Genomic DNA, 12847 nt, shown 5'->3' on the forward strand with positions numbered 1-12847 from the left:
AATGACAAAAATCGTGTAAAATAATAAATATTATTCATTTTAATATATTGTATTTTATTAATTATAATAAATCATTTTAAAATAGTGTAGAGGTTTTGGTATGGACTTAATGGATATCAAAAAAATTTTTTTATCTTCTTTAACAATGGCCCCTGGTGTTGCCAAGGTGCATCCTTGTTTTGTGGATTATTCAGAAAAAGAATCATCTGTTGAAGTTAATACAGACCAACAAATGTTAGATGCATTAATCGTTGAACGAGATAATAATGGATTCTCTTTAAAGTGCACTATTTCAATCATACATGGAGTAAATGCTAAAAATTTAATTAATGATATTCATAAATACTTAATGTTTAACCTTAAGAAAATTAATGTTAAACATTTTAGTTTAAGCGTTTACATCAAGGGAGTAATTTATGAATAGGGAAATTGATGGAATTATTTGATCGAAGGCATTAATTTCGGGTGCTAACAATTTAATAAATCAAAAAAACCGTATCGATGCTTTAAACGTTTTTCCTGTTCCTGATGGAGATACAGGAACTAATATGGCCTCAACTATTGAGGCGGCAATTGATTTTTTAAGTTCAAATCAAGAAAAAAACGTTGATTTTGTTTGTGACAACGTCGCAAGAAATATGCTTTTTGGTGCTAGAGGAAATTCAGGAGTTATTTTAAGTCAAATCTTTAGAGGTTTTGCCAATGGAGTAAACCAAAAAGATAAATTAAATGTTTCTGATTTGGGACAGTGTTTTTATGAAGCGTCTAAAAAAGCCTATAGCGCAGTTTTAAATCCTATTGAAGGAACAATTTTAACTGTTATTAGAGAAACAAGTGAAGAAATTAATAAATTTTTAAAAAGTAATTCTACCGTAGATGCTAAGCAATTCTTTCAAAAAGTAGTCGAATTTGCTCGTATAAGTTGTGATAACACACCTAATAAACTTAAAACACTTAGAGAAGTAGGTGTTACAGATAGTGGAGGTGAAGGATTATTTTTAATCTTTGAAGGTATTTTAAGTTATTTTGAAGATAAACCAATTGCGATCTCAAATGATAATTTAGCTTCAATTGATAAATTCGTTGCTCAAGATGAAGTTTTTGAAGGTGAATTTGGTTATTGTACAGAGTTTATAGTTGATTTATCAACTCCAGAAAAATTTAATCAGAATAAATTTCAATTAGGTGCTGAAAAATTAGCAACTAGCTTAGTTATAGTGCAAGACAAAAATATTTTAAAAGTTCACGGGCACACAATTAAACCAGGGACCTTTTTAAATTTTGCACAAAAATTTGGTGAATTTATGAAGATTAAGTCTGAAAACATGACACTTCAGGCGAACAATTCAAAAGCGGCGGCCCAAGAGCTAAAATCACAAAAAAATGAAAATGAAAAGAAAAATCCTTGCGGAATAATTTCATGTAATTTAGGTAGTGGTATTATTGAAAGAATGAAAGAATTTGAGTGCGATTACATCGTCGAAAGTGGTCAGACACAAAATCCTAGTGCGCAAGACTTAATAACAGCAATTAATAATGTTAATGCAGAAACAGTTTTTATATTACCTAATAACTCTAACATCTTATTAGTGTCGCAACAAGCTGCACAAGTTATTACTGACAAAAATGTAATTATTATTCCAACCAAAACACAGATTCAAGGTTTAAATGCAATTTTAAACTTTAATAAAGAAACAAGCGCTGAAGAAAATGCAGAAATTATGAACGAAGCTATTTTAGACGTAATCAGCGCAGAAATTACTCAAGCTGTTAGAACAACTAAAATTAATAATGTAGATATTAAAAAAGATGAATTCATCGGAATATTAAACAATAAAATTGTTACTTCACAAAAAACCTTTATTGATGCGACTAAAGAAGTTATTTCAATTATTTTAGATGACAATCCATCAAAAGAATTGTTATCACTTTATTATGGTGATTCAGCAAGCGAAACAGACGCAAATGAAATTTTAAGCTGAGTGCAAAATAATTACGATATCGAAGTAGAAATTTTTAACGGAAATCAACCAAACTATCACTTTTTAATCGGTGTTGAATAATTTGATAGTGAACGGAGAGATAATGAAACAATATCATTTAGCATTTGATGTAAACGGGAATGATAATGGGGTAAAAGCTGCTGTCAAAGCAGCTATTTATTTTTTACAAAAGAATAAGAATTTTAAAATAACACTTGTGGGTGATGAACAAGAAATCAAAAAATATTTACCCGAAGAACAAATTAGTCAAATTATGATTTTAAATAATCCTAATACAGTTAAAAGTGATGAAAATATAAAAGCAGCCATTAAAGTGGATTCTTCAATGAAAAGTGCAATAACAATGGTCAAAAATAAAGAGGCTGACGCTGTTTTAAGTAGTGGAGATAGCGCTAGTTATTTAGCTTTGTGTAATTTTGTTTTAAAAAGATTGGATAATGTTTCGCGTCCAGCTTTTATGCCTATTTTCCCTACGATTAAGGGCAAAAAGTTTTTATTATTAGATGTTGGGGCAAATTTAGAAGTTAAAAAAGAATTTTTAAAAGAATGAGCTTTAATATCAAATGAATACGCCAAAATCATTTTAAACATTGATCAACCTAAAATTGCTTTAGTTAATATAGGTACTGAAGAATATAAAGGGAACGAAGTAACAAAAGAGGCAAACTTAGAATTCAAAGAATTACCAAACATTAACTATATAGGTTTTGTTGAACCTCGTGATTTATTAAGATATATTTGTGATGTAGCAATAATTGATGGTTATGGCGGTAATATCCTTTTAAAATCTATAGAAGGAGCGATTTTAAGCTTTAAGGATATCATTAAAGAAAAGATTTCTGCCAAATTAATAAGAAAAATAGGTTATTTATTTATTAAGGGTGCTTTTAGAGATGTTTCGGAAACTTTAGACTATAGAAATGTCGGAAGTGCCTATGTTATAGGTGTAAATGGTTTAGCTATGAAGGCACACGGTTCAAGTGATTACCTATCTTTTTTAGGTGCTTTAAATCAAATTAAGTTAGCTTTAGAAAAAGATATTATGACTAAAGTAAATGAGGCAAGCAATGAAATTAACTAGAGCTAAAAATTTACAAGAATTTTTTCATTACAATTCAATAAAATACAAAAATATTGAATATTACATTATGGCTTTAACTCACACATCAATGAGCGCAAACAAAAAAACATCTAACACTTACGAGCGTGTAGAATTTTTAGGAGATTCAATTCTGCAGTTTCTTTCAAGTGAATACATATACAAAAAATATTCAAACTTAGATCAAGGAAGAATGACTTATTTAAGAAGCAACGCAGTAAGAACAGAAACCTTAAGTGATTTATCTCAAAGCCTTGGACTACCGCTTTTGATGAAAGCTAAAAGTGGTCAAATTGCTAGCGATGCTAAAAAATCACCTAAAGTACAGGCTGATTTGTTTGAGGCTATAAGTGGTGCTATTTATTTGGATTTAGGCATTGATGCAGTTAGAGATTTTTTTAGTCACACTGTTTTTGATTTAATTGATCATATTCACAACAAAAACAACAAAGATCCCAAATCACAACTACAAGAATATTTTCAAACTTTCAGTCGTCAAAATATTACTTATGAAGTTACTTTTGTTGATGAAAATACCTTTAGCGCAAAAGCGATACACGAAAAGAAAATTTATGGTCAAGGAAAAGGTAAAACTAAAAAACAAGCCGAAACTAACGCAGCTATTGATGCGCTAAAAAAATTAAATATTTAGTTTTTTAATTTTAGGAGAATAATGAAATTAATTAAAGTGGAAGCTCACGGTTTTAAATCTTTTGCTGATCCTATTACTTTAAAATTTGATGGTGGTGTTGCTGGAATTATTGGACCAAATGGTTCAGGTAAAAGTAACATAAATGACGCCATCAAGTGAGTTTTAGGAGAACAAAGTTATAAAGAATTAAGGGGTGATAACGTAAATGACGTTATTTTTGCCGGAAGTAAAACAACACCCGAAATGAATAAAGCTTCAGTAACATTAACTTTTGATAATCGTGAAAAATTGTCTAGTTATGATGAGGATTATGTTTCGATAACCCGTGAAGTAACTAGAGATAAGGGAAGTTCTTATTATATAAATGGCTTACCTTCAAGAATGAAAGAAATTAAAGCTTTGGCGATGGAAACAGGTATTGGTAAATCTAGTTTAGCTATCATTTCCCAAGGTACAGTTAGCGAAATTGCTGAGTCTAGCGACTTAGAAAGAAAGGCTATTTTTGAGGAAGCGGCAGGAGTTTCTAAATACAAATTCAAAAAAATAGAATCAGAGCGTAAATTAGAAAAAGTATCAGAAAATTTAAATATTTTAGATACAAAAGTCGTTGAACTTGAAAAGCAAGTGTTGCCATTAAGAAAACAAGCTGAAAAAGCAAAATTATATTTACAAAAGTCAGAAGTTTTAAAACAAATTGAAGTGGCGTTAATAGCGCACGAATTAACAGCGCTTAAAAGTGAATTTTCTACATTAGAAACAAAAATATCTGAAGTTGAAGAAACTAAAAATGACTATTTTACACGTATAAAAACATTAGAACACCAAATAAATGAAAAAATAAACTACAGAAGCGAATTAGAAAAATTCATTTCTAGATCTGCTGGTAAATTAAAAGGTGTTGAACAAAGAATTAATGATTTAAAGATAATTCAAGCAAAAATTAAAAATAAACAAGATTTAATTTTATCTGGAGAAATTAAAGTCGATATTTCTGAACAATTATCTGCTTTTAAAAATAAATTAGAAGAATTAAAATTCCAAATTAACTTTAATGATAACCAAATAAGTAAAATTAATGAGAAAATAGAAGAACTCAATTCAGCTACAAATACCTTAAATCAACAAATAAATAAAAGCGAAAATAATTTGAATCAATACAATAACAAAAGAATTCAAATTGAGGCTAAATTATCATATTTGCTTAAGCAAAAAAACGAAAAATCTAACTTAAATAAAGGCCCAAAAGCCATTTTAAAGAATATTTCGTTTTTCAAAGGTGTTAAAGGAATAGTTGCGGATTTAATTAGTGTTGATTCACAATATGCTAAATCTATCGAAGTTATCTTAGGGGCAACGCTGCAAAATGTTGTTACAGAAAAAAGTTCACAAGCGGTTGAATTGATTGAATGATTAAAATTAAATAATAATGGAAGAGCAACTTTTATTCCTTTAGAAAATATTAGTCCTAGATTAATTAGAGAAGATCATCTTTTAGCAGTTCAAACTCAAAAAGGTTTTATTAATACAGCTAATTATTTAGTTAAAACAAGCGCACAATTTAACATTTTAAAAGACTATCTTTTAGGTAATATTTTAGTTGTGGACAACATTAAAAACGCAAATGTTATTTCTAAGATTTTAGATAACAGATACACAATTGTGACTTTGGAAGGTGATTTAATAAGAAGCGGTGGAATTTTACAGGGTGGTCAAAATTATGATGATTCTGGCACATCTATTCTTAATTTAGATAATGAAATCAAAGAAATCGAATCCTTAATACCACAATTAAACGCAGTCTTAAATCAGTTAAATACAGAAATTCAAAGAAGTAAAACACAACGTCAAAGTTTATTTTTAGACATCAGCGCAAAAGAAAATGAGCGTTCTTTAATAACACAAAGAAACAAAGATTTAAAAAACCAATATATTGAAAATGAATTAAAACTTAAAAGTCTTAGTGCAGATGAAATAAAAATTGATGCAAAGGCTGATGATGGTTTTGAAGAGTTAGAAATATTGAATTCAGAACATAGAGAATTGTCAACTCAAATTAATATCAAGACATCAATGTATGATCAAGCTGTGGCGGATATAACTAGTTTACAGTTACAAAAAAATAATCTAGAATCTTCTTTAAACACTTTAAATAAAGAATATAACGATGATGTTTTAAGATTCCAAAAAAACAATATCAGTATTTCTAATTATGAACAACGTTTATTTAATCACTACAAAATAACACTTGATAACGCTGTGCAAAATTATAAATTAGATATCGAAGTTTCTTTAGCTAAGGAAAAAGTCGAAACTTTAAGAAACGAAATAGACAAATTAGGAAATGTTAATTTAGATAGTATTGAGCAACTTAAAGAAATAGAACAAAGATATAATCTCTTAAAAGAAAATCGTGATGAATTAAGTGAAGCTAAAGATACAATCGAATCCGCTATTGCCGAAATGGATAAAATAATTATTACTCGTTTAAGCAATATAGTTCACGATGTTAATATTGAATTTAATAATGTATTTCAAAGTATGTTTGGTGGGGGAAGTGCTTTAATTTATTTTGAAAACAAAAACGATATTTTAAATAGCGGAATTGGAATTCAAGCTCAACCACCAGGTAAAACAGTTAAAAACCTAAAATTATTTTCAGGTGGAGAAAAAAGCTTAATTGCCATTAGTTTATTGTTTGGTATTTTGAAAGCAAGACCGCTTCCTTTATGTGTTTTAGACGAAGTGGAAGCAGCTTTAGATGAAGCTAATGTTGTTAGATACGCAGAATATTTACAACAATTAAAGCCAAAAACACAATTTTTAGTTATAACTCACAGACACGGAACTATGTCAAGAATGGATAAACTTCTTGGTGCTACAATGCAAAAAAGAGGTGTAACTAGCTTTTTTAGCTTAGATATTGAAGAAGCCAAAAAAATGATTTCAAACTCTAAAAACACTCAATAATATCAATTTTATTTTTACAAAAAATATCATCTTTATATTTTAAGTTGATATTTTTTTATTTATTTTATTTGCCTTAAAATAACTAAAATATCTATAAAACAGGCGTTAAAAAATATTATAAAATGCGATACACTCGGCAAAGTTGTTATATAATAATTAAGCTAATTTTATAATAAATGAGCCACCAACAAAAATAAACGAAAGGAAAGGAAAAAATGCCAACAATTAATCAGTTAGTTACAAATGGACGTAGCTCAAAAATTAAAAAACAAAATGCGCCTGCATTAAGTTTAAGCTACAACTCATTAATTAAAAAAGCTAAAAAAATGGCTTCTCCATTCAAACGTGGAGTATGTACTCGTGTTGCTACAATGAAGCCTAAAAAACCTAACTCAGCGTTACGTAAATACGCTCGTGTTAAATTATCAAACGGAATGGAAGTTACAGCTTACATCCCTGGAGAAAAACACAACTTACAAGAACACTCTGTTGTTTTAATTCGTGGAGGTCGTGTTAAAGACTTACCTGGGGTTAGATACCACATCGTTCGTGGAACACAAGATGCTGCTGGAGTTAACAACCGTAAACAAGGTCGTAGCTTATACGGAGCAAAAAAACCTAAAGCTGCTTAATAGCAATTTATTTTAAAAATAATTAAATAAAGTCAAATTAAAAAAAATGAAAGGAGACATTTATGTCAAGAAAGAAAAGTGCGCCTATAAGAGAAGTACTTGCTGATCCAGTTTTTAACTCAGTATTAGTTACAAAATTAATCAACCAAATTATGCTTGATGGTAAAAAATCTGTTGCCCAAGATATTCTTTATTCAGCTTTTGAAATCGTTAAACAAAAAACTGAAAAAGACCCAATGGAAGTTTTCTTACAAGCTGTTGAAAACATCACACCTCAATTAGAAATCAGAACAAGAAGAATCGGGGGAACAAACTACCAAGTTCCTACTGAAGTTTCTCCACGTAGAAAACAAACTTTATCATTAAGATGATTAGTTCAATACTCACGTTTAAGAAACGAAAAAACAATGGACGTTCGTTTAGCTAACGAAATTATCGATGCATCAAACAAAACTGGTGGAGCTATCAAAAAACGTGAAGACACACACAAAATGGCTGAAGCTAACCGTGCCTTCGCTCACTTTAGATGATAATCTTATCTATTTATAAATAATTATGGCTAGAGAATTTGAATTAAAACAATACCGTAACATTGGTATTATGGCCCACATTGATGCAGGAAAAACAACAACTACAGAAAGAATTTTATTCCACACAGGAAAAATTCACAAAATTGGTGAAACACACGATGGAGCTAGTCAAATGGACTGAATGGCTCAAGAACAAGAACGTGGAATCACAATTACATCAGCTGCTACAACAGCTTTCTGAAAAGGTTTCAGAATTAACATTATCGATACACCAGGACACGTTGACTTTACAGTTGAAGTTGAACGTTCACTTCGTGTTTTAGATGGTGCTGTGGCAGTTTTAGATGCTCAATCAGGAGTTGAGCCTCAAACTGAAACAGTTTGAAGACAAGCAACAAACTATAAAGTTCCACGTATTGTTTACGTTAACAAAATGGATAAAGCTGGAGCTGACTTTGCTAAATCAGTTGAATCTGTTAAAACACGTTTAGGTGGAAATGCAGTTGCTATCCAATGACCTATCGGACAAGAATCTGATTTCAAAGGATTAGTAGATTTAGTTACAAGAAAAGCTTACACATATAATGGTGAAGCAGCAGAAGAAGAATTCGAAGTAGAAATTCCTGCTGATTTAGTTGACGTTGTTGAAATCAAACGTCAAGAATTATTAGAAGCTGTCGCAAACTTTGATGAAGAATTAATGATGTTATTATTAGATGGTGAAGAAGTTTCAATAGAAATGTTTAAAGAAGCTATCCGTAAAGCAACATTAACTTCACAATTCTTCCCAGTAGTTTGTGGAACATCATTTAAAAATAAAGGTGTTAAAAAGATGATCGATGCTGTTATCGACTACTTACCATCACCTTTAGATATTCCACCAATTAAAGCTCACTTAGGTGATGAAGTTGTTGATGTTTGTGCAACAGATGAAGGGGACTTTGCTGCTTTAGCATTTAAAGTTATGACTGACCCTTATGTTGGAACATTAACATTCTTCCGTGTTTACCGTGGTATTTTAGAAAAAGGTAGTTATGTATATAACTCAACTAAAGACCAAAAAGAACGTATCGGACGTATTTTACAAATGCACGCAAACAACCGTGTGGAAATTGATGAGTGTCGTGCTGGTGATATTGCTGCTGCTGTTGGATTAAAATCAACAACAACAGGAGATACATTAATTTCTGAAAAATCACCAAAAATCGTTTTAGAAAAAATGGTTTTCCCAGAACCAGTTATTTCTCAAGCTTTAGAACCAGAATCAAAAGCAGCAACTGAAAAATTATCATTAGGGTTACAAAAATTAGCTGCTGAGGATCCTACATTTAGAACTTACACAGATGAAGAAACAGGTCAAACAATTATTGCCGGAATGGGTGAATTACACTTAGACATTATTGTTGATCGTTTAAAACGTGAATTTGGTGTTCAAGCTAAAGTTGGAGCTCCACAAGTTTCATACCGTGAAACAATCACAAAAGAAGCTGAAGTGGAAGGAAAACACATTAAACAATCTGGAGGAAAAGGGCAATACGGACACGTATGAATTAAATTTGAACCTAACCCAGATGGTGGATTTGAATTCGTTGATAAAATTGTTGGTGGAAAAATTCCTAAAGAATACATCAAACCAATTCAAAAAGGTCTTGAAGAAAAAATGGCTGCTGGTATTTTAGCAGGTTACCCAATGATTGACGTTAAAGCTACATTATTTGATGGATCATACCACGACGTCGATTCTTCTGAAATGGCTTACAAAATAGCCGCTTCTAAAGCTTTAACAAAAGCTAAAGATGCAATTGGAACTGTTTTATTAGAACCTATTATGGACGTTGCTGTTGTTGTACCTAGTGATTACATCGGAGATGTTATTGGTGACTTATCACGTCGTAGAGGTCTTGTAAATGATCAAGAACAAAGAAACGACGGAGCTACAATCGTTAGAGCTGCTGTTCCTTTATCTGAAATGTTCGGTTACTCAACAGATTTACGTAGTATGACAAGTGGTCGTGGAACATATCAAATGCAATTTGATCACTACGAAAAAACACCTAAAAACATTGCTGACGAAATCATTAAACGTAGAAACATTCAATCAAAAGACGAAGATTAATAATTTAAAAATGGCTCATTAAATGAGTCATTTTTTAATTATTAGAAAATAGCCAAAGTCGCTGTTTTAATATGTTATTAGTTTATATTTTGTCAATTTAGAAAGTTTCCAAGTTGTTATGTAATGCCTAATCATCATAGTTAAAGATTATGCAAAATTCTCTGGATAAACAAAAAAGTTAATTAAAAAATCAAAGCCCTGAACAATAGAAGGTACTTTGATTTTAAATTTATAAAGATTTTTTAAAATTACATAACAACTTGGAAACTAATAAAATGCTAAAATAAGCTTTTTAATATTTAATTAGTTAATATTTTTATCTTTTTTTATTGTTTGAATTAAATCTTTTATCTGTTTTAATAATGGATTTAATTCTTCAACAATTAACATTTCTATTTTTGCGTTATATTCGGAATTATAAGTGTTAAAATATTTAAAAATATTTTGTAGTATCTCAATTTTTTGATCTTTGTTTTCAAATGTTTCAAAAACTTTTAAAGTTGTTTCATAGGCATTTTGGAAATTTTTGGCAAATAAATTATTAACATTGTAAAAATCTCCAAAAATATTAAATAGTGCGTGTTGATGACCTTTTTCGTCAGAAATTATATTATTATCTTCGTGCTCATGATCGTGATCATGATCATGTTCTTCTTCATTGAATTCACTTTTTTCTTTGTTATATTCTTGTAGATTAAAAACTAATTTATCTAAATCAGCGTTTAGCTTGTTAATTTGCTCTTGTCACTGTTCGTTAAAAACCGGTTTATCAGTATAAATTAAATCACTAAAATCCTTTAAAGAATCATAATTTCAATCTTTTAAAATTTCAATGTTGTGCTTATAAACGCTTAAGAGATTATTAAAAATAGTTTTATTAAATAGTGAAATTTGGCTCTTTTCTTGATCATTTAAATTTGCATTTAGCTGTTGATATAAACCGTGTAAACTTTCTTTTGCTGTAGTTGAACCATTTATATTGGTTCCTCAGAAATATTCTAAAGCATATGTTACACCATATGTGTTGGCATTTTTATTTTGTGATTGATAAACCGAAAAGTCTAAAAATTTAGTTTTTAATTCATTTAATTTTTCTTTTAACTGTTTATTAGTATTTACTACTAATGCACTCTCTTTTGTGTTGTCTTGTGAGCTTTGTGTAGTTTTAGTGCAACTTAAGGCCACAGAAGACAAAACTAAAGGACTTAAACATGCACTAAATAAAAGTGTTTTTTTATTTAATCATTTCATGTGCTTATTATATCACACTTTGGTAATATAGTTTAACACCTTATTTTTTAGACTTTATTGCAATTTTAATGAGAATTTACCATATTTTTCACATTTTTTAACAATGTTGTATAATTTCAAACATGAAAGTATTAGATAAAATTACACCATTAGAACAAGATTTTGCAAAGTGATATACAGACGTAGTTAAACAAGGTAATTTAATTGGTTATGGACCAGCAAAAGGAACATTAATTTTTAAACCAAATTCATATGGAATTTGAGAAAATATTCAAAAAAATTTAAATGAAATTTTCCAAACTAAAGGTATTCAAAACGTTTATTTACCATTATTAATTCCTGAATCATTATTCAATATCGAAAAGGAACATGTTAACGGTTTTAATCCAGAATTAGCAACAGTAACAAGAGTAGGTAATAGAGATCTTTCTGAAAAATTATTTATTAGACCTACTTCTGAAGTTTTATTTGCTGATTTATTTAAAAAATCAATAGTTTCTTACAAGGACTTACCAATCATTTACAACCAATGGGCAAACGTTGTAAGATGAGAAAAAACAACAAATCCTTTTTTAAGAAGTAGAGAATTTTTATGACAAGAAGGGCATACTTGTCACGCAGAAGCAACAGAAGCTAGAAAATTAACAAAAGAAATGATTAGAACATATGCTAAGTTTCTAAAAAAATATTTAGCTATACCTGTTGTTGTAGGTAAAAAAACACCTTATGAAAAATTTGCTGGAGCATGTTCAACATACACAATCGAAGCGATGATGAAAGATGGTAGAGCTTTACAAGCGGGAACCAGTCACTATCTAGCGCAAAACTTTTCTCGTCCTTACGAAATAACATTTAAAGATTCAAATAATGAACAAACATATGTTTACCAAACATCATGAGGTGTATCAACAAGATTAATAGGTGCAATCATTATGACTCACGGAGACAATAGAGGAATTATTATTCCACCTCGTGTGGCACCTGTTCAGGTCGATATTTTAGAGCTGTTTGCTGATAAATCTCCAAAAGTTAAGGAAGTTAGCGAATATATTCAAAAAAATATTTCTAAAAAATTCAGATTTAGAGTGGATAATAGTGACAAAACACCAGGATTTAAAGCTTCAAACAGTGAAATTCAAGGTGTTCCATTAAGAATCGAAATTGGTCCTAGAGATCTTGAAAATGATTTGGTAACTCTTGTAAGAAGAGATACACTTGAAAAAATTAGTGTTAAATATACTGAAGCTGTTAAATTAATTAAAAAACTTCTTGATGATATTCATGACAATTTATATAACCAAGCAAATGAAAGACTAGAAAAAAATACTGTTTGAGTCGAAGATTACGAAGAATTCAAAAAAGAGATAGCTAATGGTAAATTTGTTATAACTCCATTTTGTTGTTTAGATTATGCTGAAGAAAAAATTAAAGCAGAAACAGGGGCTACAACTAGATGTATCCCTTCTAAACTAAACAAACCACCTAAACGTGCTAAATGTATTGTGGACGAATGTAGAAACGAAACAAACAGATACGTAATTTTTGCTAAATCTTACTAATTAAAAAAGATTATTTTTTTTAAAATATTTTTTGAAAA

10 protein-coding genes are annotated in these 12847 nt (G+C 29.6%); 9 read left to right on the plus strand and 1 reads right to left on the minus strand.

The window, feature by feature from the left end; all coding sequences use genetic code 4:
• The first annotated feature begins 100 nt into the window (after positions 1 to 100).
• From V2E24_RS02225 to fusA, 8 genes are all read left to right on the plus strand, one after another.
• Entirely contained in the window at positions 101 to 424 is a 324-nt protein-coding gene (locus V2E24_RS02225; protein WP_330500797.1) for a hypothetical protein, read from the plus strand.
• A complete protein-coding gene (locus tag V2E24_RS02230; RefSeq protein WP_330500798.1) occupies positions 417 to 2063 on the plus strand; it encodes a DAK2 domain-containing protein in 1647 nt (548 codons plus the stop codon). Before V2E24_RS02225 ends, V2E24_RS02230 begins: the two co-directional genes overlap by 8 nt.
• Positions 2064 to 2085: 22 nt before the next feature.
• Positions 2086 to 3084, plus strand: a complete 999-nt coding sequence (plsX, locus tag V2E24_RS02235; protein ID WP_330500799.1) for a phosphate acyltransferase PlsX — start codon at positions 2086 to 2088, stop codon at positions 3082 to 3084.
• Positions 3071 to 3754 (plus strand): ribonuclease III, encoded by a 684-nt coding sequence (gene rnc / locus V2E24_RS02240; protein WP_330500800.1) that lies wholly within the window; start codon positions 3071 to 3073, stop codon positions 3752 to 3754. The genes plsX and rnc overlap by 14 nt, the downstream gene beginning before the upstream one ends.
• 21 nt (positions 3755 to 3775) lie before the next feature.
• Positions 3776 to 6721 (plus strand): AAA family ATPase, encoded by a 2946-nt coding sequence (locus tag V2E24_RS02245; protein WP_330500801.1) that lies wholly within the window; start codon positions 3776 to 3778, stop codon positions 6719 to 6721.
• Between the two features lie 215 nt (positions 6722 to 6936).
• Entirely contained in the window at positions 6937 to 7353 is a 417-nt protein-coding gene (rpsL, locus tag V2E24_RS02250; protein ID WP_330500802.1) for a 30S ribosomal protein S12, read from the plus strand.
• 62 nt (positions 7354 to 7415) lie between these two features.
• The gene (gene rpsG / locus V2E24_RS02255) at positions 7416 to 7886 is read left to right on the plus strand and encodes a 30S ribosomal protein S7 (protein WP_330500803.1); all 471 of its coding nucleotides are present in this window, start codon (positions 7416 to 7418) and stop codon (positions 7884 to 7886) included.
• A 22-nt stretch (positions 7887 to 7908) separates the two neighbouring features.
• Positions 7909 to 9999, plus strand: coding sequence for an elongation factor G (gene fusA, locus V2E24_RS02260; protein WP_330500804.1), 2091 nt, complete (start codon positions 7909 to 7911; stop codon positions 9997 to 9999).
• A 303-nt stretch (positions 10000 to 10302) separates the two neighbouring features.
• Here fusA and V2E24_RS02265 read toward each other — a convergent pair whose 3' ends face one another.
• Positions 10303 to 11250 (minus strand): hypothetical protein, encoded by a 948-nt coding sequence (locus tag V2E24_RS02265; RefSeq protein WP_330500805.1) that lies wholly within the window; start codon positions 11248 to 11250, stop codon positions 10303 to 10305.
• A gap of 122 nt (positions 11251 to 11372) precedes the next feature.
• Between V2E24_RS02265 and proS the strand changes: the two genes are divergently transcribed.
• Positions 11373 to 12809 carry a proline--tRNA ligase gene (gene proS, locus V2E24_RS02270; RefSeq protein WP_330500806.1) on the plus strand — a complete coding sequence of 479 codons (1437 nt, stop codon included), beginning with the start codon at positions 11373 to 11375 and terminating at the stop codon, positions 12807 to 12809.
• Positions 12810 to 12847: the final 38 nt, after the last annotated feature.

The organism is Mycoplasmopsis ciconiae (genome assembly GCF_036350065.1).
In the GTDB taxonomy this organism is placed as follows: domain Bacteria; phylum Bacillota_I; class Bacilli_A; order Mycoplasmatales; family Metamycoplasmataceae; genus Mycoplasmopsis; species Mycoplasmopsis ciconiae.